This is a genomic window from Stenotrophomonas sp. 2619, from assembly GCF_040548725.1.
Lineage (GTDB): Bacteria > Pseudomonadota > Gammaproteobacteria > Xanthomonadales > Xanthomonadaceae > Stenotrophomonas > Stenotrophomonas maltophilia_AP.
The window spans coordinates 236,014-259,346 of sequence record NZ_JBEPSF010000001.1; the positions used below are offsets into that span (position 1 = coordinate 236,014).

Below are 23,333 nucleotides of genomic sequence, written 5' to 3' on the forward strand. Positions count from 1 at the left end.
AGCTGTACCGATGTGGGAAACACTGGGCACCGTGCGCGACCTGGGGCGATTGCAGGAAATCGCCTCGGTCCTGATCCGCTATGGCTTTGGCGATCTGGTCCGCCGGATCGGCCTGGCCGACGTGCTGGAGCGGGCCGGCCGGCTGCTGCACTGGAACGACACGCAGATGCTGCGCATGACCGCCCCGGTGCGGGTGCGTCGTGCGATGGAGGACCTGGGCCCCACCTTCGTCAAACTCGGGCAGGTGCTGGCCACCCGCGTGGACCTGTTCCCGCCGGACTGGATCGCCGAATTCTCCGAACTGCAGAACGCCGTGCCCGCGTTGCCGTATGCGCAGGTGCGCGAGCAGCTGGAAGCCGACCTGGGCGCGCCGGCCACCGAGGTGTTCGCGTGGCTGGATGAAACCCCGATGGCGGCCGCCTCGCTGGCCCAGGCCCATCGCGCGACCCTGCACGACGGCACCGCCGTGGTGTTGAAGATCCGCCGGCCCGGCATCCGCGAGGTGATCGAGGCCGACCTGCGCCTGCTGGCCCGGCTGGCCGAGATCGTCGAAGCACGCCTGCCCGACCTGCAGCGCTATCGCCCGGCCGAAGTGGTGCAGCAGTTCCAGGTATCGCTGCGGCGCGAGCTCGATTTCGCTGCCGAATGCCGCAATGCCGAGCGTATCGCCCGCAACTTCCAGGGGCGCCAGGACATCCTGATACCGAGCGTGCACTGGCAGTGGACCTGCGAGAGCCTCAACGTGCAGGACTTCGTCGACGGCATTCCCGGGCGTGACCTGGCCGGTGTCGATGCGGCCGGTCTGGACCGCGTGCAGCTGGCGCGTCGTGGCGCCCACATCGTGCTCAAGATGGTGCTGGAGGACGGGTGTTTCCACGCCGATCCGCACCCCGGCAACATCATCTACCTGCGTGACGGGCGGATCGGCGTGATCGATTTCGGCATGGTCGGCGCCATCTCCGAGCAGCGGCGCTTCCAGGTGGCGCAGCTGCTGCACGGGCTGGTCAGCCAGGAGCCCGAGGCGGTGTCGGACGTGCTGTTGGACTGGGCCGGTGGCGTGGACGTGGACGAATCGCGGCTGCAGCAGGACATCAGCACCTTCGTCGATCAGTACCGTGGCGTGCCGCTCAAGGACCTGCACATGGGCCTGATGCTGGGCACCATCACCACGCTGCTGCGCCAGTACTCGCTGACCCTGCCGGCCGACCTGGCGCTGATGATCAAGACGTTCCTGACCCTGGAAGGCATGGGTCGTCAGCTCGATCCGCAGTTCGACATGGCCAGCGCCGCGCGACCCTACCTGGAACGGGTAATGTGGCAGCGCTACGCTCCCGGCGCGGTGCTCAAACGCGGCAAGCGCAGCCTGGTCGGGGTGATGGACCTGCTCGGCGACCTGCCGCGCGACGTGCGCCGACTGCTGCAGATGGCGCGCCGCGGGCGCCTGCAGCTGAAAGTGGAAACCACCGCGCTGCAAGGCTTCGGCGACCAGGTCAACCGCGCCGCCAACCGGCTGGTGATGGGCATCGTGACCGCCGCACTGATCATCGGCTCGTCCATCGTCATGCACAGCGTAGGCGGCGTTTCCAGCCGCTGGCTGCTCGCGCTGGGCGTGGCCGGCTTCATCGGCGCGGGATTCTGCGGCGTGTGGATACTGTTTTCGATCTGGCGCAGCGGCAAGAACCCGTAGGGTTCTTGCCGCTGGGATCCGAAGGATCCCCGCAATCTGCCGCGAGCGCGGCACATTGCGCGTAGAGCCGACCGTTGGTCGGCCGCTCGACCTGGCCGCCGTCATGACCCTCCAGCTTCGTCGCTGCCCTTCGTTCTGCGGCCATGAACGAATCATTGGGGTCCACCGACCAACGTTCGATGGCTTCCCCCTCCCAGCGTGCAGCGCGTGGGGCGGGGAATGTGGGGTTTCCGAGCGATCAGATACCGCGCGCAGCCACCCATGGGGTGGCTCTACCGGACAGGGTAATCCGCGGTAGAGCCACCCCATGGGTGGCTGCTCCCCCTTCTCTTCTTCTGTGGGCACTTGCGTGCCCACATCGTTAGTAGTAATACTACTAACCATGGACCTGACCGATACCCAGCAGGCGATCCTGCAGTTGATCGCCGAGCGTATAGAGACCGACGGCGCACCGCCGTCGCAGACGGAAATCGCCCGCGCGTTCGGCTTCAAGGGCGTGCGCGCAGCCCAGTACCACCTGGAAGCGCTGGAGCAGGCGGGGGCGATCCGTCGCATTCCCGGGCAGGCCCGCGGCATCCGGCTGGTGCAGGCACCGCCGCTGCAGGACGGCCTGCCGGCCTCGTTGTCGGTGCCCGCATTGCCCGACCACGTATTGCGCCTGCCGGTGCTGGGCCGGGTGGCCGCCGGTCTGCCGATCGGCGCGGACATCGGGTCTGATGATTTCGTGGTGCTCGACCGGGTGTTCTTCTCGCCCGCGCCGGATTACCTGCTCAAGGTGCAGGGCGATTCGATGATCGACGAAGGCATCTTCGATGGCGACCTGATCGGCGTGCACCGCACCCGCGACGCCCGCTCGGGCCAGATCGTGGTGGCGCGCATCGATGACGAGATCACGGTCAAGCTGCTCAAGATGGGCAAGGACCGTATCCGGCTGTTGCCGCGCAATCCCGATTACAAGCCGATCGAAGTGCTGCCCGACCAGGACTTTGCCATCGAAGGCCTCTATTGCGGCCTGCTGCGGCCCAACCGCTGACCCCCTTCTACTACGTAATACCTGCACGGTCTTTTGTGGCGATTCTCTGGTTCCGCTGAGGTTGGTACGGATGTCCGATAATTTTTTTCCGAACGCCGGGCAGAATCTCAGCCTGTGCGATACGCCAGCCTTAAAGTGAACCCATGGCCAAGAAGACTTCCAAAGACAGCACCTCCACCGACATGACCTCTGCAAGGACCACTCCGATGGACGAAAACAAAAAGCGTGCCCTCACCGCCGCCCTGAGCCAGATCGAAAAGCAGTTCGGCAAGGGCGCCGTGATGCGCATGGGCGACCGCGTCGTCGAAGCGGTCGAGGTCATCCCCACCGGCTCGCTGATGCTGGATATCGCACTCGGCATTGGTGGCCTGCCCAAGGGGCGTGTCGTTGAAATCTACGGTCCGGAGTCCTCGGGCAAGACCACCCTGACCCTGCAGGCCATTGCCGAATGCCAGAAGAAGGGCGGCACCGCGGCCTTCATCGACGCCGAGCATGCACTGGACCCGATCTACGCCGCCAAGCTGGGCGTGAACGTCGACGACCTGCTGCTGTCGCAGCCCGATACCGGTGAGCAGGCGCTGGAAATCGCCGACATGCTGGTGCGGTCCAGCTCGGTGGACATCGTGGTGGTCGACTCGGTCGCCGCGCTGACCCCGAAGGCCGAAATCGAAGGCGAAATGGGCGACCAGCTGCCGGGCCTGCAGGCCCGTCTGATGAGCCAGGCGCTACGCAAGCTCACCGGCAACATCAAGCGCTCCAATACCCTGGTGGTGTTCATCAACCAGTTGCGCCACAAGATCGGCGTGATGATGCCGGGCCAGAGCCCGGAAGTGACCACCGGCGGCAACGCCCTGAAGTTCTACGCCTCGGTACGCCTGGACATCCGCCGCATCGGCGCGATCAAGAAGGGCGACGAGATCATCGGCAACCAGACCAAGATCAAGGTCGTCAAGAACAAGCTGGCGCCTCCGTTCAAGCAGGTCATCACCGAGATCCTGTACGGCGAAGGCATCAGCCGCGAAGGCGAACTGATCGACATGGGCGTGGAAGCCAAGCTGGTTGAGAAGGCGGGCGCCTGGTACAGCTACGGCGACGAGCGCATCGGCCAGGGCAAGGACAATGCCCGCGGTTACCTGCGCGACAACCCGCAGATCGCCCAGCGCCTGGAAGCCGAGCTGCGCGAGAAGTTCCAGCCGGAAGAGGCAGCCCGCGAAGGCGGCGACGACGTGGAAGACGACGTCGAGTGAGTTTCCTGCGGGGCAGGGCAGCGCCGTCAGTGACGCTCGCCCTGCACCGCGGTTTCCGTATTCCCCCGACGGGGGGAGCGCCAGGGACGGCGCATTTGATTGAGTAAAGGTGGCCATGCAGGATTCCGACAGCCCGGCACCCCGCCGTAAACGCCGTGTCAGTGAACAGACCCCGGTCCAACGGGCGCTGGGCCTGCTGGTGCGCCGCGAGCACTCGCGCAAGGAATTGACCCGCAAGCTGCAGGCCCGGGGCATCGAGACCGACGCTGCCGTGGCAGCGGTCGACACGCTCAGCGAGGCCGGCTGGCAGGACGACACCCGGTTCGCCGAGAACCTGGTCCGGATCCGGGCCAACACCGGGTACGGTCCCATCCATATCCGTGCCGAACTGGGCACCCACGGGCTGGACAGCGAGCAGATCGCCCTGGCCATGGACACCTTCGAGGGCGATTGGGCCGAAAATGCCCGGGATCTGGTCTGCCGCCGTTTCGGCGAGGCCGGCCCCCAGGAGCTGCCGCAACGCCGTAAAGCGGCCGATCTGCTGGCCCGGCGCGGGTTCGACGGCGATACCATTCGGCGCGCCACCCGCTACGACCCTGACGACTGAGCGGCCCGGGCCTGATACCCTTTATGGTTTCGGCGGTCCAGCAGCGACACCCGGCCATTGGGGCTGAGTGCCATGGACCGGCCGGCCCGCATAAAGCCAGCCCCCATGAACGCATCCGTCACATTCACTACCTCCCAGATCCGCAGCGATTTCCTTGAGTTCTTCAAGGGAAAGGGCCACACCATCGTGCCGTCGGCGCCCCTGGTGCCGGGCAATGATCCGACCCTGCTGTTCACCAACTCCGGCATGGTGCAGTTCAAGGACGTGTTCCTTGGCGCGGAAAAGCGCAGCTATGTGCGCGCCGCAGACGTCCAGCGCTGCCTGCGCGCCGGCGGCAAGCACAACGACCTGGACCAGGTCGGCTACACCGCGCGCCACCACACCTTCTTCGAAATGCTGGGCAACTGGTCCTTCGGCGATTACTTCAAGAAGGACGCCATTGCCTGGGCATGGGAGCTGCTGACCCAGGTCTGGAAGCTGCCGGCCGACCGCCTGCTGGTCACGGTCTACCAGACCGATGACGAGGCCTACGCGCTGTGGCGCGACATGATCGGCATCCCGGAAGCGCGCATCGTGCGCATCGGCGACAACAAGGGTGCGCCGTTCGCCTCGGACAACTTCTGGCAGATGGCTGAAACCGGCCCGTGCGGTCCGTGCACCGAGATCTTCTATGACCACGGCGACCACATCGCTGGCGGCCCCCCGGGCTCGCCGGACGAAGACGGCGACCGCTTCATCGAAATCTGGAATCTGGTGTTCATGCAGTTCGATCGCCAGCCCGACGGCACCCTGGTGCCGCTGCCGGCGCCCTGCGTGGACACCGGCATGGGGCTGGAGCGCCTGGCCGCGATCCTGCAGCACGTGCACACCAACTATGAAATCGACCTGTTCCAGGCGCTGATCCGCAAGGCCAGCGAACTGACCGGCATGGCCGCCCTGGAGAACAAGTCGCTGCGTGTCATCGCCGACCATATCCGGGCCTGCTCGTTCCTGATCGTCGATGGCGTGCTGCCGTCCAACGAAGGCCGTGGCTACGTGCTGCGCCGGATCATCCGTCGCGCGCTGCGCCATGGCTGGATGCTGGGCGTGCGCCAGCCGTTCTTCAGCAAGCTGGTGCCGACCCTGGTCGAGCAGATGGGCGTGGCCTATCCGGAACTGCCGGCCCAGGCCGACACCGTGGTGCGCGCGCTGCAGGCCGAGGAAGAGCGTTTCGCTGAAACCCTCGATTCGGGCATGAAGATCTTCGACGACGTCGCGGCCAGGGTCAGCGACGGCGTGATCCCGGGCGTGGATGCCTTCCGCCTGTACGACACCTACGGCTTCCCGGTCGACCTGACCGCCGACATCGCCCGCGAGCGTGACATGACCGTGGACATGGATGGCTTTAACGCCGCCATGGACAACCAGCGCGAAACCGCGCGCGCAGCAGGCAAGTTCGGCGGCGGCGTCACCCTGTCCGCCGATCTGGTGGCCACGCTCAAGCCGACCGTGTTCCTGGGCTACGACCGCCTGCAGGCCGACGGCCTGACGGTGCTGGCCGTGCTCAAGGATGGTCGCCCGGTGGACGCGGCGCAGGCCGGTGACGAGGTGATCGTGATCACCGACCAGACCCCGTTCTATGCCGAATCCGGCGGCCAGGTCGGCGACACCGGTGAACTCGCCGGTGCGGGTGGGCAGGTAAAGGTCAGCGACACCCAGAAGTTCGCCGGCCAGTTCCATGGTCACGTCGGAACGATCACCCAGGGCAGCCTCAAGGTGGGCGACTCGCTGCGTGGCCAGGTCGATGGCGAACGCCGCGGCGCCACCATCCTCAACCATTCCGCGACCCACCTCCTGCATGCCGCCCTGCGCGAAGTGCTGGGTACCCACGTGCAGCAGAAGGGCTCGCTGGTCGCGCCGGACCGCCTGCGCTTCGACTTCGCGCATTTCGCCCCGATCAGTGCCGAGGACCTGGCGGTCGTCGAGCGCAAGGTCAACGCGCAGGTGCGGGCCAACAACGCCGTCGAAGTGCACAACATGGCCATGCAGGAAGCGCTGGACTTCGGTGCGATGGCGCTGTTCGGCGAGAAGTACGGCGAGAACGTGCGCGTGCTGAAGATGGGCGATTACTCCACCGAACTGTGCGGCGGTACCCACGTGGGCCGCACCGGTGACATCGGCCTGTTCAAGATCACCTCCGAAGGCGGTGTGTCTTCGGGGGTGCGCCGCATTGAAGCGGTGACCGGGCAGGGCGCGCTGGATTACGTAGCCCAGGAAGAAGCCGTGCTTGGCGAAGCGGCGACGCTGCTGGGCGGCAATGCCGGCGACGTGGTGGACAAGATCCGCCAGCTCGGCGAGCGCCAGAAGAAGCTCGAACGCGAACTGGACGCATTGAAGGCCAAGCAGGCCGCGGGCGCCACCGCCGATCTCGGCGCGTCGGCGGTCGAGGTCAACGGCATCAAGATCCTGGCCGCGCGCCTGGAAGGCTTCGATGCCAAGGCGCTTCGTGACGCAATCGACCGCCTCAAGCAGCAGCTGGGCGACGCGGTGATCGTGCTGGCCGGCACCCAGGACGGCAAGGCGGCCCTGGTCGCCGGCGTGAACGGCAGTGCAATGGGCAAGGTCAAGGCCGGGGAACTGTTGTCCCATATCGCCAGTCAGACCGGGGGCAAGGGCGGCGGCCGCCCGGATCTCGCCCAGGGTGGTGGCGAGGACGGGCCCGCCCTTGCTTCTGCCCTCGCAGCCGTTGTCGACTGGGTCACTCCCCGTATCTGAACACCTGAAGCCTCCTGCTCCTTGAAGGGGCGGGAGGCCTGACGGTACTATGGCTAATCCTTTCCCTTTGTCGTGTGGCGTTCCTTGGCTGGGCGCCGAGCCGGTGGGGAAGATCCACCGGTTCCCTGGAGACTTGCAAAAATGTTGATCCTGACTCGCCGCGTAGGCGAAACCCTGATGATCGGTGATTCGGTCAGCGTGACCGTGCTCGGCGTCAAGGGCAACCAGGTGCGTATCGGTATCACTGCTCCGAAGGACGTGGCCGTGCACCGCGAAGAGATTTACCAGCGCATCCAGCGCGGCGATGAGCCGAATGCATCCGGAAGTGAAAATTCTTCGGATTAAGGCTTTACCTTCGGGCGCGGAAAACGTTATTATTCGCGCCCCCGCTGAGATGATTCAACGCAGCGGCGGAACCAGAACACTGGAGCGGTGCCCGAGTGGCTGAAGGGGCTCCCCTGCTAAGGGAGTATAGGGCTTAAAACTCTATCGAGGGTTCGAATCCCTCCCGCTCCGCCAGTTGTAGAAAAGCCCCTGAGTGCAAGCTCAGGGGCTTTTTTTTGTCCGCGAATCCGTCCCTGTGCATGGCCGCCATCGGTGCGGCGATCAGTCGTCCGGCTGATCGCCGATCTCGCCTGCATGCGATCGGGGAAGGCATCTGCTCGACCATTCGGTGGGCAAATGCTGCCGATCACGATTCTTCATTGGAGCCTGACCGCCGGTTCTACTACGGTTGTTGTTCCACTGCGTCCAGCGGGACGTGGTCCGCGCAAGGAACAGAACACATGTCGATGGGACCGAGGGCGCTGCGTTGCTGGCTGGTCATGAGCATGCTCATGGGCATGGCCGCGCCGATGAGTGCCGCCTCGCTGGAGGAGCGGCTGCATCGGGCGGCGGAGAAGGGGGATGCCGCGACGGTGCGTACGTTGCTGGCGCAGGGCGCCCGGGTGGATGCGCGCAACCCGGCCAAAGCGACGCCGTTGCTGGTGGCGACCCGGCACAACCACGTCGATGCCGCGCATGCCCTGATACAGGCCGGTGCCGATGTGAATGCCAAGGATGCCATCGAAGACAGCCCGTACCTGTATGCCGGTGCCCGGGGCCATCTGGAGATCCTGCGCGCCACGCTCGCCGCGGGCGCGGACCTGAAAAGCACCAATCGTTACGGGGGCACCGCGCTCATTCCGGCTGCGGAGCGCGGCCATGCAGAGGCCGTGGCGATGCTGATCGCCGCGGGCGTGGACGTGGATCACGTCAACAACCTGCAGTGGACGGCGCTGTTGGAGGCCATCCTCTTGAGTGATGGGGGCCCTCGGCATGTGCAGATCGTCCGCCAGCTCATCGCAGCCAGGGCCGACGTGAACCTGCCCGATGGCGAGGGCAGGACCCCGCTGCAGCATGCACGCCAGCGCGGCTACCGCCAGATCGAAGCGCTGCTTCTCGCCGCAGGCGCGCGTCCGGGCTGAGGCGCCCGCTGGGCAGGGCATGGGTTGCTCGCGGAGCGCCGTCGCTGGGTCCCCGTGCAAGATGAACGCACGCCATGCGCCGCTGACCCGTTTTTCACGGATGGGCCACTATGGTCTTCACCCGCCCTGCTGATTGCCCCCTGTGCTGCACGAACACGATACTGCCAAGTGGCGCATCTACGAGGCTCTCCTGCAGGCGACCCCTGACCTGTCGTATGTCTTCGATCTGAAGCACCGTTTCATCTATGCCAACAAGGCGTTGCTGGACATGTGGGGCATGCGCTGGGAGGAGGCCGCCGGCAAGACCTGCCTGGAGCTGGGCTATGCACCCTGGCATGCCGCCATGCATGACGACGAGATCGAACAGGTGATCGCCACCGGGCGACCGATACGTGGCGAGGTGCCGTTCGCGCACACCACCGAAGGCACCCGGGTCTACGACTACATCTTTACGCCGGTGTTCGGGCCGGACGGCCAGGTCGAAGCCATTGCCGGGAGTACCCGCGACATCACCGAGCGCACCCGCCACGCCGAGCACCTGCAGTCGCTGGTCAACGAACTGAATCATCGGGTCAAGAACACGCTGGCCACGGTGCAGTCGATCGCGCGGCAGACCTTCGCCAATGCCGATGGCATGGACGACGCCTGCGGCAAGATCGAAGAACGCCTGCTGGCGCTGGCTAGCGCGCACGATGTGCTTACCCGGGAAAACTGGCTCAGTGCCGACGTCGCCGAGCTGGCCCGTGGGCTCGCCGCACAGGGCCGGTTCGATGCACGGCAGTTCGACGTACAGGGCGAATCGTGCCGGATCGACCCGCGCCGTGCGATGGCGTTGGCCATGGCGCTGCACGAGTTATGTGCCAACGCGGCCCGGCACGGCGCGTTGTCCACGCCGCAGGGGTTGGTGCATATCGCCTGGCAGCGCAACGACAGTGGCGAAGGGGAGGTGCTGGAGCTGGTGTGGCGCGAGCGCGGCGGTCCGCAGGTGCAGCCGCCGGCCCAGCGCGGCTTTGGTTCGCGGCTGCTTGAGCGCGGACTCAAGCACGACATGGGAGGAGCGGTAAATCTGGCCTTCGAACCCGAGGGCGTCACGTTCCGTGTTTCCATCCCCCTGGCTGATGATGCACACGAGGTTTACCCATGAAGGCGCGAGTCCTGTTGGTCGAAGACGAATCGCTGGTGGCGATGATGGTCGAAGACTGCCTGATCGAACTCGGTTATGAAGTGGCGGCGGTGGCGGCCAACGTCGACGCTGCGCTTGCCGCACTGCAGGGCGGCGGCATCGATTGCGCCATGCTGGACGTGAACCTGGGCGGCACACCGTCGTTCCCGATTGCCGAAGCGCTGGAGGCGCGTGGCATTCCGTACATGTTCGTCACCGGCTATGACGGCACCGCGATTCCGCCGCACTTCCGCGCACGGCATGGGTTGCAGAAACCGTTCCGGATGCGCGAGCTGCAGCAGGCCCTGGCCGGGCTGCAGGATGCCCCGGCGGTGCCCGGTGATCTGATCGCATAACCCGGGGAGTCGTCGAGCCACCGGTGTGGCTTGGCACGGTCCGGTGGTGGCGGCGCGACGGCACGCCGCCAGGAAGTTACGCGGCGCGTGCCTGCGCCAGGGCCAGCCGGACCACGCCTTCGAATCGCTCCAGTTCGCCGCTGTCGGTGCTGGCGCGCTGATACTGTGCCGGGTCGTCGAGCACATCCAGGACCACGGCGGTACCGCTGCCGTCATCGGCCATGACGATCACACTCTCGTAAATGCAGCCGCTGGTCAGCGCGCGCCAGCACCGCAGGGTGCTGCCGTCCAACCACACCGCCCAGCGGTCGTCGCTTGCGCGGGGCCACAGGCCGTCGCGCAGCTGCGCCAGTTCTTCAGCGGAAAAGCCATGGCCGCACCGGATCGGCCAGCGGGTGCCGGTCAAGGGCGGAAGGCCGCCGCGCTGGGCGGGGGAGAAATCGATCATGTGCGTGCCTCGTCGGCCGTTGTGAGTGCATGCGCTGCGGAGACGCATGCCGGCACACAGTCTACCGGTGAGTTAGTAGTTTTGCTAATTTCCGCCCGGCCTTGGGGCGGGACCTATGCCAGGTGCATGAAACGCGGGATTGTCGGGACCGCGACAGCGACCGGTTGCGCGAGTAGAATCGCGCTGCACTGAAGGCGTTGCAGCCTTCGATCCCCTTTCCCTCCAGCCGCCGCCAGAGGACTTCTTTCCTTGCTGGAGGCGTTGCCGTGTCCGTTGCTTCGTTCCGTGTTGTTCCCACCCGCGTCGTTCGCATTGCGCCGTCGCCGTCGATGTCCCCGCTGAGCTTGGCGCTGGCCAGTGCACTCGGCCTTGCCGTGTTCGCCACGTCCGCACAGGCGGAGGATGCGCCTGCGCCGCCGAAGGACGACGCGGCGCAGACGCTGCAGACCGTGCAGGTCACCGCCAACCAGCTGGGCACCGTCACCGAAGGCAGTGATTCCTACACACCCGGCACGATCGCTACCGCGACCCGGCTGGTGCTGAGCCCGCGGCAGACGCCGCAGTCGATCAGCGTCATCACCCGGCAGGAGATGAACGACTTTGCGCTCAACGGCATCGACGATGTCATGAAGGTCACCCCGGGCATCAGCATCGTCACCTACGACAGCGAGCGCACCGAGTACTACGCGCGCGGCTTTGCGGTGCAGAACTTCCAGTACGACGGCATTCCGATGGCGCGCGACTCGGCGTACTCGGCCGGCAACACGCTCAGCGACATGGCCATCTATGACCGCGTGGAAGTGCTCAAGGGCGCCACGGGCCTGCTTACCGGCATGGGCGACCCGGGCGCGACCATCAACCTGGTGCGCAAGAAGCCGACCCGCGACCTGTCCGGCAGCGCCACGCTGGGCGTGGGTTCGTGGGACAGCTACCGCGCCGAGGTGGACGTCGGCGGGCCGCTGACCGAAAGCGGCCGCGTGCGTGGCCGCCTGGTCGGGGCCTACCAGGACAAGCATTCCAACGTTGACCATTACCAGCGCAGCAACCAGGTGTTCTACGGCATCCTGGAGGCCGACATCGACGACAGCACGCTGCTCACCGTCGGGGCCGACTACCAGGACAGCGACCCGCAGGGCTCCAGCTGGGGCGGCATCCCGCTGCTGGACAGTACCGGCGCCTTCAACGACATGCCGCGCTCGTTCAACAACGGCGCCCGCTGGAGCAGCTGGGGCCAGTACAGCCGCACGGCCTTCGCCACGCTGGAGCACACCTTCGGCAACGACTGGGTGGCCAAGCTGCAGCTCAACCACCAGGTCAATGGCTACGACGCCCCGCTCGGTGCAGCCGCCGGCGGCAATCCCGACCCGGTCACCGGCCAGGGCGTGAGCATGTGGGTCGGCAAGTACGTCGGCGAGACCACCAGCAACGCGGCCGATCTGTATGTCAGTGGCAAGTTCCAGTGGTTCGGGCGCGAGCACGAGCTGGTGGTCGGTGGCAGCGTGTCGCGCAAGCATTGGATCAACAACGGCTACTCGCCGCAGCCGGGCTACGTCACCGATGTGGCCGACTACTACAGCTGGGCCGGCAACGTGCCCGAGCCGGACTGGCAGTGGGGCTACGGCGACAACCAGGTGACCCGCGAGAGCGGTGCCTACGTGGTGAGCCGCTTCGACCTGGCCGATCCGCTCAAGCTGATCCTCGGCAGCCGCATCGCCAACTATAAATCGCCCGACACCGACGAAAGCGGCGTGATCGTGCCGTACGCAGGCGTGGTCTACGACCTCAACCGCAACTTCTCGGTCTTCGCCAGCTACAGCACCATCTTCAAGCCGCAGGGCAACCAGGACGAGCAGGGCAAGACGCTCGACCCGATGGAAGGGCGCAGCTACGAGGCGGGCCTGAAGGCGGAGTTCCTGGAGGGCCGCTTCAACGCCAGTGCGGCGGTGTTCCAGCTCGACCAGGACAACTACGCCGAACCCACCGGCGGCCGCACCCCCAGCGGTGGCATCGCCTACCGCGGGCTGATGGGCGTGCGCACCAAGGGCTACGAGCTGGAGATGTCCGGCCAGGTGGCGCCGGGCTGGCAGGTCCAGGGCGGCTACGCGCACAAGATCGCGCGGCAGCAGTCGGTCAAGGTCTCCACGCTGGAGCCGGAAGACCAGTTCAGCCTGCACACCAGCTACCGCCTGCAGGGCGGCGCGCTGCAGGGCTGGAGCGTGGGCGGCGGTGCGCGCTGGCAGGGCAGCACCTTCGGCACCATCACCAACCCGGCCAACGGTGCCAGCCTGGTGCATCGCACCGAGCCGTACTGGCTGCTGGACGCGATGGCGCGGTATGAGTTCAACGACCAGCTGTCGGCCACGCTCAACGTCAACAACCTGCTGGACAAGCATTACTACACGATCTTCAGTTGGTACAGCACCTACACCTGGGGCGAACCGCGCAACGTGCGGCTGACCCTCAACTACAAGTTCTGATGATGCGCGGCACCCCGGCCCACTGGTCGGGGTGCCGCAGGCGACCGCGCGCAGTGCGTGCGGCGAGGCCGTGGCACACTGCCCCGACAGCATCCAGGGAGCAGAAGCATGGTGCAGAGCGTGGCATTGATCGTGGCGCTGGCGGCGGCCGGTTCACCGGCACCGGGCGAGGTGCGTGCCTTTCAGGTATGCGAGGGGGTGATCCTGCGTACGGCATCGATCGCCGACGGCGCGCAGGTGCCACGGATTCCCGCACGGCGCTATCAGGCCGATGGCCATACGTTCGAATGGCGGCCCGGGGATGGGCTGAAGTTCGTCCGTCTCAGCGGTGAACTGCAGGAAGTCCGTGCCCGTTGCGATACCGCCGCGGATGGCACGGTGGCTGGCCTGGTGGTGGACGGGCGCACGTTGATCGCGCGACCGTTGAGCGACGAAGAGCGCATCGTGCAGCAGCGCATCGATGCGGCCCTGCGCACCATGCAGGCACAAGGCGAGGGGCCACACGACGCGGCTGCCACGACCCGTTAGGCCGCCGTTGCCGTCGCGTTGACGCCGTCCACGCATGGCGTGCACCGCGTGAATGCGAGGGTGGGCACTGGTCCGCCCTGCAGGAGTCGTCGTGAACGCACGTCGCCAGTTTCTTTCCGCTGCCGCTGTCGGCACTGCCGCATTGGCGGCATCCCCGTTGCTCGCCCAGGCTGCCGGTCCCGGTAGCGTACTGCCCACACGCGGGCAGGTAAGTGCGCGCCCACTGGCCAACAATGCGGCGGGGCAGGCGGGGCGCTATCGGCCGCACACCCGGCTGGGGCTGGGCGGGGTGGCGATCGGCAATGGCTTTGCGGCCACCACCGATGCCATCAGTGAGGCCACGCTGGCAGCGGCGTACGCGGCCGGCGTGCGCTGTTTCGATACCTCGCCGTGGTACGGGCTGGGCCTCAGTGAGCGCCGCTACGGCCATCACCTGCACAACCACCCGGCACACGAGTACACGCTGTCGACCAAGGTCGGCCGCCTGCTGACGGCCACGCGCGGCGCGCTGCAGAAAACGATGTGGCAGGAGCCGTCGCCGTTCCACTACCGCTACGATTATTCGGCCGATGGCACCCGGCGCTCGGTGGAGGACAGCCTCAACCGGCTTGGCGTGTCGCAGCTGGACGTGGTGTTCATCCACGACCTGTCCCCGGACAACGAGAAAGACCTCGGCATGCCGTGGGAGCAGCGCTTTGCCGAGGCGGCCAAGGGCGCGATGCCGGCGCTGACCCGCATGCGCGAAGAAGGGCTGATCAAGGCCTGGGGATTTGGCGTGAACCGCCCCGAGCCTGCGCTCCGGGCGATCGACGCGGCCGACCCGGACATCTTTCTGCTGGCGTGCCAGTACTCGCTGCTGGACCACGAACAGGCCCTGCACGAAACCTTCCCCCGGATCGCCGCGCACGGCGCGTCGGTGGTGGTGGGGTCGCCGTTGCTGGCCGGTTACCTGGCCGGGCGCGAGCGGTATCTGTACGACGGCACGGTGCCTGCCTGGGCGCCGGACAAGCGCGCTCGTGTCCAGGCCATCTGCGATCGCCACGGGGTGGATCTGCGCACCGCGGCGCTGCAGTTCGCCGATGCGCCGGCGGTGGTGTCGGCAGTAATTCCTGGAGCGCGCACCCCCGAACAGGTACTGGCCAATGTCGCGTCGATGTCGGTGGCCATCCCTGCCGCGTTCTGGGCCGAACTGAAGCAGCAGCAGTTGATCGCCGCGGACGCGCCGGTGCCTGCGGCCTGACGCGCAGCAGGCGGCCCCGATCGGTTCGGGGTCGCCTGTGTGCATTGCATCGCCTTACAGCGGCAGGTCGAACACCAGCGCTTCGGCATCGCTGGCGTTTTCCAGCGTCACCTGGGCCTCGTCGCTGATCTGCAGCGCGTCGCCGGTGTCCAGGGTGATGCCGTTGACCTGCACCTGGCCCCGCGCTACCTGCACATAGGCACCGCGACGCGGGGCCAGCGGCAGCTGCACGCGATCGTTGCCGTCCAGGATCGTGGCGTAGATGTTGGCGTCCTGGTGGATCAGCAGGGCACCGTCACGGCCATCGCGGGAGGCGATCAGGCGCAGCTGGCCGCGCTTGGCCTCGGGGGCGAAATGGGTTTCCTGGTAGCTCGGGGCGATGTTTTCCTGGTCGGGGAACAGCCAGATCTGCAGGAAGTGCACGGTCTCGTCGGCCGAATGGTTGAACTCGCTGTGGCTGACCCCGCTGCCGGCGCTCATGCGCTGCACGTCGCCGTAGCGCAACACCGAGCCGGTGCCCATCGAGTCCTTGTGCTCCAGTGCGCCGCCGAGCACGTAGGAAATGATTTCCATGTTGGCGTGGCTATGGGTGCCGAAGCCTTGGCCGCCCTGCACGCGGTCTTCGTTGATCACCCGCAGCGGGCCGAAGCTGGTGTAGCGCGGGTCGTAGTAGTTGGCGAAGGAGAAGGTGTGCATGGAGTTCAGCCAGCCATGGTCGGCCTTGCCACGGGTGGTGCTCTTGCGGATCTGCAGCATGGTGGATCTCCTCGGGCATTCGATGGTTTCGATGATGGGCGGGCAGGCGTTTGCGGCGTCCCTTTCCTGTTGGCGCCAGTATCCGCTTGCACCTGGGGTTTGAAAAACGGATAGTTTCGCAAGCCATCATCGAAAAATTCGAATGCTCAAGCTCAGCCTGGATGCCCTGCAGATCCTGGACGCCATCGACCGCCGCGGCTCCTTCGCCGCTGCCGGCAAGGCGCTGCACAAGGTGCCGTCGACCATTTCCTACACGGTGTCCAAGCTGGAACAGGACCTGGGCGTGCAGCTGTTCGACCGGGTGGGTCCGCGTGCGCAGCTGACCCAGGCCGGGCAGGCGCTGCTGGAAGAGGGGCGGCACCTGCTGCGGGCCGCGCGCGAGCTGGAGATGCGGGTGCGCCGGGTGGCCTCGGGCTGGGAGGCGGAGCTGACCGTCGCGGTGGATTCGATGTTCCAGCCGGCGCTGCTGGCCGAGGACGTGCGCGCCTTCAATGCGGTGGCCGAACAGACCCGCGTGCGGCTGATCAGCGAGTCGCTGTCGGGCACTTGGGAGGCGCTGCTGGACCGGCGTGCGGACCTGCTGGTGGGCGCGGCCGGCGAAGGGCCGAGCGGCGGCGGCTACGTGGTGGAGCCGATGGGCGTGGTGGAATTCGTGTTCGCGGTGTCACCTTCGCATCCGCTGGCCGCCGCGCCCGGGCCCTTGGGGCGCGAGCAGCTCGCTGCGCACTGTGCGATCGCGGTAGCCGATTCGGCGCGCCGGTTGCTGCCGCGTACGGTCGGCCTGCTGATGGGGCAGGAGACGGTGACGGTGCCCGATACGGTCAGCAAGTTCCGCCTGCAGTGCGCCGGGCTCGGTTTCGGTTTCCTGCCGGCGCCGTATGTGCAGCAGGCAGTGCAGCAGGGCCGGCTGGTGATCAAGCAGGTGGAGGAGCCCAAGCCCGACGAGACCTTCTGGCTGGCCTGGCGGCCGGGCGAGGAGGGCGCCGCGTTGCGCTGGTGGCGGGCGCGGATGCAGGGCCCGCAGGTGATGGCGGGCTGGTGGCCGACGATGCAGGGCTGGCTGGGGTGAGGGGCCGGGCATGACGGAACCAAACTGAATCGCCGCTGCGCTGTCATCGCACGGTCATGTGGATGCGATAGAGCGCCCGGCCGGCGGTCGGTAACCTGCGCGGCTCACTCTGGTTTCCCCTGTGTCCCCTATGAAGCGCCTGCTGCTGTTGTTGCTGGCCGGGGCCGGCCTGTGGCTGGCTGCCTGCTCCTCGCTCACCTCCACCGCTGCCTCGACCTCGCTCAGCGATCGGCTGGTCGCGCCGGGCGGCGTGTCCACGTTGCTCGACACCGCACGCATTGCCGCCGCCGTGGACGGCGTGCCCAACCGGCATGGTCGGGTCACCAGCCGTGCCGGCGTGCCGATCTTCTGGCGGGCGTTCGACCCGGGCCAGTACGGGCTGCATTACCAGTACCTGGCCCAGCCGCACGAGAACGGGGAGCCGCTGCAGACCGGCCTTGCGCTGGCGCTGCCCACGCCGTTCCGCGCGCAGCCGCCGCGCGGTACTGTGGTGCTGCTGCACGGCTGGATGATGAATGGCGATGCGATGTTGCCATGGTCGCTGCAACTGGCCCAGGCTGGCTACCGCGTGGTCACCATCGACCTGCGCAACCATGGCCAGTCCGGTGCGGGTCCGTCGGGCTATGGCACGTTCGAGTCGGACGATGTGATCGACGTGATCGATGCGCTGCAGGCACGCGGTGAAGTGGTGGGGCCGCTGTACCTGTTCGGGGTGTCCTACGGCGCGGCCACGGCGGTGTTTGCCGCCGACAAGCTGGGCGACCGGGTCAGTGGGGTGGTGGCGATGGAGTCCTTCGCCAATGCCGGCGATGCCATCCGCAGCATGATCCCGCACTTGATGGCGTTGCAGCCGACCGCCTGGAAGGCGCAGGCGATGGCGGCCTATGGGCGTTGGCGCTATGGCGGGCAGGATATCGACGCGGTGATTGCTGCGGCCAGTCAACGCCTGGACCTGGACCTGGACCGTGTCGATGTGGCGCGCGCGCTGGCCGATACGCGGGCCTGCGTGCTGCTGGTGCACGGGCAGAACGACCAGCACGTGCGGGTCGACCAAGGGCGCCGGCTGGCAGTGGCCAGCCCGCGCGTGCACTACATCGAAATGCGGGGCGAAGACCACATCACGTTGCCGTTGCGGCTGGACCTGCTGGGTGGCGTGGTGGACGATTGGCTCGCGCAGGAGGGCCAGGCCGGCGCGCGCTGCGCCGCGCCGCAGATGCCGCATGAAGCCGACCGGCTGGTGATGGCGCGGCTGCAGGCGCAAACGCCGCGCGGATGATCCCGCGATAGACGTCGCCGCCAATCCGGTAGCGCCGGCCGATCCCGCCGGTAGTGCCGGCCGCTGGCCGGCTCCAGGCAGATCTTCCACCATGCGGTAGTGCCGGCCGCTGGCCGGCTCCAGGCAGATCTCCCACCATGCGGTAGTGCCGGCCGCTGGCCGGCTCCAGGCAGATCTCCCACCATGCGGTAGTGCCGGCCGCTGGCCGGCTCCAGGCAGATCTTCCAACGTTCATGGCGAGCCGGCCAGCGGCCGGCACTACGCGTGATCGTTCGAGGGTCATGACGAGCCGGCCAGCGGCCGGCACTACGCGTGATCGTTCGAGGGTCATGGCGAGCCGGCCAGCGGCCGGCACTACGCGTGATCGTTCGAGGGTTATGACGAGCCGGTCGGCATGCGCACCCCGCTGCAGCACGCAAAAAAAAACAGCAGCCCATGGCTGCCGTTTTTCATCGATGCAATGGTGCGCCCGGAGAGATTCGAACTCCCGACCGCCTGGTTCGTAGCCAGGTACTCTATCCAACTGAGCTACGGGCGCATTTGCATTGTCTGGTTTTGCGTCCTGCCGCACGTGTTGCCACGTTCGACGGGAGGGCAGGCGAGCCTGCTGCGATGTAATGGTGCGCCCGGAGAGATTCGAACTCCCGACCGCCTGGTTCGTAGCCAGGTACTCTATCCAACTGAGCTACGGGCGCATTTACATCACGTTGTACTGCTGATGCCAACGGCGGAGTTGGCAACCTGTTGATGGTGCGCCCGGAGAGATTCGAACTCCCGACCGCCTGGTTCGTAGCCAGGTACTCTATCCAACTGAGCTACGGGCGCGTCAACAGGAGCGGAATTATGCGGATGTGGGCCGCATTCGTCAACGCCTTTGTGAAGAACTTCATTCAAATGAATGAAAAAGCAGCGCGGCCACGGCGGCGATTTCATCCACGCAAAGTGATCCGCACCGGTTCCCAGCGTCGCCGCATCCAGCACGTGCAGCGAGGCCTGTACCTGCGGGAGCTTGGCCAGCAGGCCCTGCATCGAAGGCACCGGCGCCAGCCAGTCCTGTGCCATCACCACGGCCGTGGCACGGCCGCGTACGTGGCGCAGGCCGGCCTCCAGGTCCTCGGTGATGCCGACGCCCGCGTAATGATTGTTCAGCCCGACCCGGGCCCAGTCGCGGATCAGGCCGCGCGCTTCGGTGCCACCGAAACCCAGCCGGCGTCCGTGCAGCACGCCCTGGCGCTGCGCCAGCCAGGGCAGGAACCGGTAGATCAGCGGCAGCGTCCAGCCGCGTGGCGCCGGGAAGGTGCGCCAGTACGGCGTACCGCTGGCAACCAGCCACAGCCGCTGGAATACCGTGGGATGCAGTCCGGCAAAGCAGCACGCCAGCTGCCCACCCAGGCTGTGGCCGCCGATGATCGCCGCCGCGCCGTTGTCACCGCCGAGCGCGGCCAGGCTGGCCGGCAGGTCGTGGTGGAGGATCTCGCGATAGCCCCAATCCTGCCCGCGCGACGGGCGCAGGCTGCTGCTGCCGTTGCCGCGCCACTCGTGCAGGTACACGGCAATGCCGCGCGCGGCCAGCGCATCGGCCAGGGGCAGGTAATGACGCGCGGCCACCCCCAATGCCGGCAACCACAGCAGTCGCGCACGTGGCTGCGCTGGCACGCGGGCCAGCAGGTCGAAGCGGTGGCCGTCGGCGGCCACGACCGGCAACGTCAGTGCCTCGATCATGCCGGGCGCGCCGCGCCGAAGTGGTCGATCACCAGCACCTCGCTGCGCCCCGGGTAGTACCCGCCTTGCAGGCCGCGGGCGACGTAGTCGATGGCCGCTTCACAGGCGTTGGGCAACGACAGGCCCTGGCACAGCTGCGCGGTGATCGCCGAGGCCAGCGTGCAGCCGGTGCCGTGCGCGTCCACGGGCAGGCGCGCGTGAATGAACTCGTCGCGGGTGACGCCGTCGAAGTAGCGGTCAACCACGCGGGCGCCCTCGTGCAGGTGGCCGCCTTTCAGCAGCACCGCACCGGTGCCCAGGTCGAGCAGGGCCGCCGCGGCATCTTCGGCTTCGTCAGCGGTGGTGATGGGGCGGCCGAGCAGCAGCTCCGCTTCGGGGATGTTCGGAGTCAGCAGCGTGGCCAGCGGCAACAGGCGCGTGCGCATCGCGTGCAGCGCGCTGTCTTCCAGCAGCTTGGCACCGCTGGTGGCCACCATCACCGGGTCCAGCACCACGTGCGTGGGGCGGTACTTCTCCAGCGCATCGGCCACCCGCCCGATCACCTCGGCATTGGCCAGCATGCCCAGCTTCACGGCATGGATGTCGAAGTCGGCAAAGCAGGCGTCGATCTGTGCCTGCAGGAACGCCAGCGGCGGCACGTGGACCGCCGTGACGCCCCGGGTGTTCTGCGCGGTCAGCGCGGCGATCACCGACAGGCCATGCACGCGGTGGGCGGCAAACGCCTTGAGGTCGGCCTGGATGCCGGCGCCACCGCCGGAGTCGGAACCGGCGATGGTGAGGGCGGAAACGGGAGAAGAAGGAGTCATGCGGCGATTGTGCAATGTTTGCCGCAGGCGTGCTGCTCAGTGCGGGCGCCAGCGCCGCCATTGCTGGAACAGCATGTAACCCAGGCCGGTGCAGCCGGTCAGCAGGGCGGGGGCCAGCAGCGCGTCGTACCCCCAGCGCAGGAACAGCCAGGCGCCTACGATGCCGCCGGCGAGGAAGCCGCTGACGATCAGCCCGCTGAGGGTCAGGCGCCGGATCGGCAACGGCAGCCCGCGCAGCAGGTGGCCCAGTCCGATGCCGAGGTCGGTGAACATGCCGCTGAGGTGGGTGGTGCGCACCACCGCGCCGCTGAAGGTGGTGGCCATGGCGTTCTGCAAGCCGCAGGCCATCGCCGCGGCCAATGCGCCCCAGATCTGCTGCTGCTTGAACAGCGGAATGGCGGCCAGCAGCAACAGCGATTCCAGCGTAAGCACCGCGCCGTAGCGGCGGCCCAGCTGCAGGGTGCTGTCCTGCACGATCATGCCGCTGAGCATCGCGCCCAGGCAGAACGCGATCAGTAGGCCCCACAGGTGGCCCACCACGCGCCAGTCGCCCTGTGCCAGCGCCATGCCGAGCTGGCTGGTGGTGCCGGTCATATGGCTTACCGCCTGGTGTTCGAATCCCAGGAAGCCGACCACGTTGACCATGCCGGCCACGCAGGACAGCGCGATCGCACCGATCCATACCCAGGTCGGAAGCCGGATGCTCATCCGGCGTGCGGGCGGCTCATCGCGGCACGGTCAGCGCCATGCTCAACGGCCCTTCGGCGGGCCGTTGAACTGCACGTCGGAGAAGGTGCCGGTCGCCGGGTCGAACACCGCACCCCAGAACTGCGCGCCGCCGTCACACACCCGGATGGCGTCGCGGGAGGGGTCGATATCGGCGTCGTCCGGCAGATGGAAGGCGTTGAGGTAGATCACCTGCCTGCCGCCCATCTCGATGCCGACGTACTGCCGGTCGAAATCGGCGGCGTTGGGCACCTGGGCCTCCAGTTGGGGCAGCTGGGCTTCCAGCTGTTCCACCTGCTGGCGGCTGGGCGCCCAGTACCCGGTGACCGCCCCGGCCTCGCGGCCGGGGCTGGAACGTGAGCAGGTGTCGAGTACCTGGGCGGCAATCACCGGGCGGGTGACCACCCAGGACTGGCCGGTCTTGACCGCGGTGGGCACGCTGGCGCCCGGGCGGACGTTGGCGGGCGTGCAGGCCGCCGCCAGCGCAGCAAGCGCCAGCGGCAGGACGGCACGGGACAGGGGACGATTCACAACACCTCCGAGGCGTAGTCGGCCAGGCGCGAGCGCTCGCCACGACGCAGTGTGACGTGGGCGCTGTGCGGCCAGTTCTTGAAGCGGTCCACCGCGTAGGTCAGGCCCGAGGTGGTTTCGGTCAGGTACGGGGTGTCGATCTGTTCGACGTTGCCCAGGCAGACGATCTTGGTGCCGGGGCCGGCACGGGTGATCAGGGTCTTCATCTGCTTGGGGGTGAGGTTCTGCGCTTCGTCCAGGATCAGGTAACGCGACAGGAAGGTGCGCCCGCGCATGAAGTTCAGCGAGCGGATCTTGATCCGGCTGGCGATCAGGTCGTTGGTGGCCGCACGGCCCCACGCGCCGCCTTCCTGGGTGTGGGTGAGCACTTCCAGGTTGTCGGTGAGCGCGCCCATCCACGGGGTCATCTTTTCTTCCTCGGTGCCGGGCAGGAAGCCGATGTCCTCGCCAACGCTGACGGTGGCACGGGTCATGATGATTTCGCGGTAGCGCTGCTGGTCCATGGTCTGGGCCAGGCCGGCCGCCAGCGCCAGCAGGGTCTTGCCGGTACCGGCGGTGCCGAGCAGGGTGACGAAGTCGATCTCCGGGTCCATCAGTGCGTTGAGGGCGAAATTCTGCTCGCGGTTGCGCGCGCTGATGCCCCACACCGCGTGGCTGCCGTGGCGGAAATCGTTGACCAGCGACAGGGTGATCTTGTCGCCGTCCACCTTGGCCACGCGCAGTTCGACTTCATCGTCGCCCGGCAGGTAGGCGTACTGGTTGGGGTGCCAGCTCTCGTCTTCGCTGGCGATGATTTCGTAACTGGTGCGGCCCTTGTCGCTCCAGCTGCGCAGGTTGTCGGTGTGCTTCTTCCAGAAATCTTCCGGCAGTTCGGTGGCGCCGGTGTAGAGCAGGCTGAAATCGTCCAGCGCGCGGTCGTTTTCGTAGTCTTCGGACACGATGCCGGCGATGGCCGCCTTGATGCGCAGGTTGATGTCCTTGGAGACGAACACCACCGGGATCTCGGGAATCTGTTCCTTCAGCGCCAGGATCGCGCCGAGGATGGCGTTGTCCGGGATGACCGCGCCAAAGCTCTTGCCCGCATCGAAGTGACTGGTCTGGAACCGCAGCAGGCCCACGCTCTGCTTGCCGCGCAGCTGCAGCCCGTTGGGCCGTTGCAGCGGAATGCCGTCGGCCAGGTTGTCCAGGCCCGACGCCTGCACCAGCTCGTTGAGGAAACGGCTGACCTGGCGCGCGTTGCGGCTGGCCTCGGTGGTGCCCTTCTTGCCGTTGTCCAGCTCTTCGATCACCTGCATCGGCAGGTAGACATCATGCTCCTCGAACTTGAACAGCGCGGTCGGATCGTGCATGAGCACGTTGGTATCCAGAACGTAGATGCGCTTGCCTCGGGTCATCGTCATTTCCTGGTGGCAGAACAGGGACAAGCCATCACAGCCTGCAGG

Annotated in this window: 20 protein-coding genes, 4 tRNA genes and 1 pseudogene; 15 read left to right on the forward strand and 10 right to left on the reverse strand. The window is 67.0% G+C overall.

The annotated features are described in order from the left end of the window. The first annotated feature begins 10 nt into the window (after positions 1-10). The 10 genes from ubiB (at position 11) to ABIA71_RS01135 (ending at position 10,312) form a co-directional block, all read left to right on the forward strand. A complete protein-coding gene (gene ubiB / locus ABIA71_RS01090; protein ID WP_354282426.1) occupies positions 11-1,687 on the forward strand; it encodes a 2-polyprenylphenol 6-hydroxylase in 1,677 nt (558 codons plus the stop codon). Between the two features lie 382 nt (positions 1,688-2,069). Next, positions 2,070-2,720, forward strand: coding sequence for a transcriptional repressor LexA (gene lexA / locus ABIA71_RS01095; protein ID WP_128096926.1), 651 nt, complete (start codon positions 2,070-2,072; stop codon positions 2,718-2,720). Positions 2,721-2,926: 206 nt separating this feature from the next. Further along, positions 2,927-3,967 carry a recombinase RecA gene (recA, locus tag ABIA71_RS01100; protein ID WP_038689120.1) on the forward strand — a complete coding sequence of 347 codons (1,041 nt, stop codon included), beginning with the start codon at positions 2,927-2,929 and terminating at the stop codon, positions 3,965-3,967. A 115-nt stretch (positions 3,968-4,082) separates the two neighbouring features. After that, positions 4,083-4,574 (forward strand): recombination regulator RecX, encoded by a 492-nt coding sequence (gene recX, locus ABIA71_RS01105; RefSeq protein WP_354282429.1) that lies wholly within the window; start codon positions 4,083-4,085, stop codon positions 4,572-4,574. A 105-nt stretch (positions 4,575-4,679) separates the two neighbouring features. Continuing rightward, a complete protein-coding gene (gene alaS / locus ABIA71_RS01110) occupies positions 4,680-7,328 on the forward strand; it encodes an alanine--tRNA ligase (RefSeq protein WP_354282431.1) in 2,649 nt (882 codons plus the stop codon). Positions 7,329-7,469: 141 nt separating this feature from the next. After that, complete coding sequence (gene csrA / locus ABIA71_RS01115) at positions 7,470-7,673, forward strand: carbon storage regulator CsrA (RefSeq protein ID WP_019183311.1); 204 nt, start codon at positions 7,470-7,472, stop codon at positions 7,671-7,673. A gap of 81 nt (positions 7,674-7,754) precedes the next feature. Next, positions 7,755-7,847, forward strand: a tRNA-Ser gene (locus ABIA71_RS01120). Between the two features lie 317 nt (positions 7,848-8,164). Next, positions 8,165-8,794 carry an ankyrin repeat domain-containing protein gene (locus tag ABIA71_RS01125; protein WP_354282433.1) on the forward strand — a complete coding sequence of 210 codons (630 nt, stop codon included), beginning with the start codon at positions 8,165-8,167 and terminating at the stop codon, positions 8,792-8,794. A gap of 142 nt (positions 8,795-8,936) precedes the next feature. Next, positions 8,937-9,938 carry a sensor histidine kinase gene (locus tag ABIA71_RS01130; RefSeq protein WP_354282435.1) on the forward strand — a complete coding sequence of 334 codons (1,002 nt, stop codon included), beginning with the start codon at positions 8,937-8,939 and terminating at the stop codon, positions 9,936-9,938. Then, positions 9,935-10,312, forward strand: coding sequence for a response regulator (locus ABIA71_RS01135; protein WP_354282437.1), 378 nt, complete (start codon positions 9,935-9,937; stop codon positions 10,310-10,312). The genes ABIA71_RS01130 and ABIA71_RS01135 overlap by 4 nt, the downstream gene beginning before the upstream one ends. A 76-nt stretch (positions 10,313-10,388) precedes the next feature. Here the strand turns inward: ABIA71_RS01135 and ABIA71_RS01140 are convergent, their stop codons facing one another. Next, positions 10,389-10,760 (reverse strand): hypothetical protein, encoded by a 372-nt coding sequence (locus tag ABIA71_RS01140; protein ID WP_354282439.1) that lies wholly within the window; start codon positions 10,758-10,760, stop codon positions 10,389-10,391. 329 nt (positions 10,761-11,089) lie between these two features. Here ABIA71_RS01140 and ABIA71_RS01145 point away from each other — a divergent pair, with 329 nt between their 5' ends. The 3 genes from ABIA71_RS01145 (at position 11,090) to ABIA71_RS01155 (ending at position 15,005) form a co-directional block, all read left to right on the forward strand. Continuing rightward, entirely contained in the window at positions 11,090-13,237 is a 2,148-nt protein-coding gene (locus ABIA71_RS01145; RefSeq protein ID WP_354282895.1) for a TonB-dependent siderophore receptor, read from the forward strand. A 108-nt stretch (positions 13,238-13,345) separates the two neighbouring features. After that, positions 13,346-13,765: a hypothetical protein gene (locus ABIA71_RS01150; RefSeq protein WP_354282441.1), complete on the forward strand. Its 420-nt coding sequence runs from the start codon at positions 13,346-13,348 to the stop codon at positions 13,763-13,765. 91 nt (positions 13,766-13,856) lie between these two features. After that, entirely contained in the window at positions 13,857-15,005 is a 1,149-nt protein-coding gene (locus ABIA71_RS01155) for an aldo/keto reductase (RefSeq protein WP_354282443.1), read from the forward strand. Positions 15,006-15,059: 54 nt separating this feature from the next. Here ABIA71_RS01155 and ABIA71_RS01160 read toward each other — a convergent pair whose 3' ends face one another. Continuing rightward, complete coding sequence (locus tag ABIA71_RS01160; RefSeq protein ID WP_354282445.1) at positions 15,060-15,761, reverse strand: pirin family protein; 702 nt, start codon at positions 15,759-15,761, stop codon at positions 15,060-15,062. 142 nt (positions 15,762-15,903) lie between these two features. Here ABIA71_RS01160 and ABIA71_RS01165 point away from each other — a divergent pair, with 142 nt between their 5' ends. Together ABIA71_RS01165 and ABIA71_RS01170 are read left to right on the forward strand one after the other, a co-directional pair. After that, positions 15,904-16,830, forward strand: coding sequence for a LysR family transcriptional regulator (locus ABIA71_RS01165; protein WP_354282447.1), 927 nt, complete (start codon positions 15,904-15,906; stop codon positions 16,828-16,830). A gap of 130 nt (positions 16,831-16,960) precedes the next feature. Next, on the forward strand, positions 16,961-18,106 hold the full coding sequence (locus ABIA71_RS01170; RefSeq protein ID WP_354282897.1) for an alpha/beta hydrolase family protein: 1,146 nt from the start codon (positions 16,961-16,963) through the stop codon (positions 18,104-18,106). A gap of 461 nt (positions 18,107-18,567) precedes the next feature. Here ABIA71_RS01170 and ABIA71_RS01175 read toward each other — a convergent pair. From ABIA71_RS01175 to ABIA71_RS01210, 8 genes and pseudogenes are all read right to left on the reverse strand, one after another. Further along, positions 18,568-18,644: transfer RNA gene (locus tag ABIA71_RS01175), tRNA-Arg, on the reverse strand. 80 nt (positions 18,645-18,724) lie between these two features. Then, positions 18,725-18,801: transfer RNA gene (locus ABIA71_RS01180), tRNA-Arg, on the reverse strand. Between the two features lie 53 nt (positions 18,802-18,854). After that, positions 18,855-18,931 (reverse strand) — tRNA-Arg (locus ABIA71_RS01185). Positions 18,932-19,399: 468 nt separating this feature from the next. Beyond that, positions 19,400-19,828 (reverse strand): annotated as a pseudogene (locus ABIA71_RS01190) (alpha/beta fold hydrolase); the annotation flags it as partial. After that, the gene (thiD, locus tag ABIA71_RS01195; protein ID WP_354282449.1) at positions 19,825-20,634 is read right to left on the reverse strand and encodes a bifunctional hydroxymethylpyrimidine kinase/phosphomethylpyrimidine kinase; all 810 of its coding nucleotides are present in this window, start codon (positions 20,632-20,634) and stop codon (positions 19,825-19,827) included. The gene thiD and the pseudogene ABIA71_RS01190, both read right to left, overlap by 4 nt. Positions 20,635-20,670: 36 nt before the next feature. After that, positions 20,671-21,342, reverse strand: a complete 672-nt coding sequence (locus ABIA71_RS01200; protein WP_354282451.1) for a YoaK family protein — start codon at positions 21,340-21,342, stop codon at positions 20,671-20,673. Between the two features lie 42 nt (positions 21,343-21,384). Further along, on the reverse strand, positions 21,385-21,891 hold the full coding sequence (locus ABIA71_RS01205; protein WP_354282453.1) for a hypothetical protein: 507 nt from the start codon (positions 21,889-21,891) through the stop codon (positions 21,385-21,387). Beyond that, entirely contained in the window at positions 21,888-23,285 is a 1,398-nt protein-coding gene (locus ABIA71_RS01210) for a PhoH family protein (protein ID WP_354282455.1), read from the reverse strand. Before ABIA71_RS01210 ends, ABIA71_RS01205 begins: the two co-directional genes overlap by 4 nt. Between the last annotated feature and the right edge of the window lie 48 nt (positions 23,286-23,333).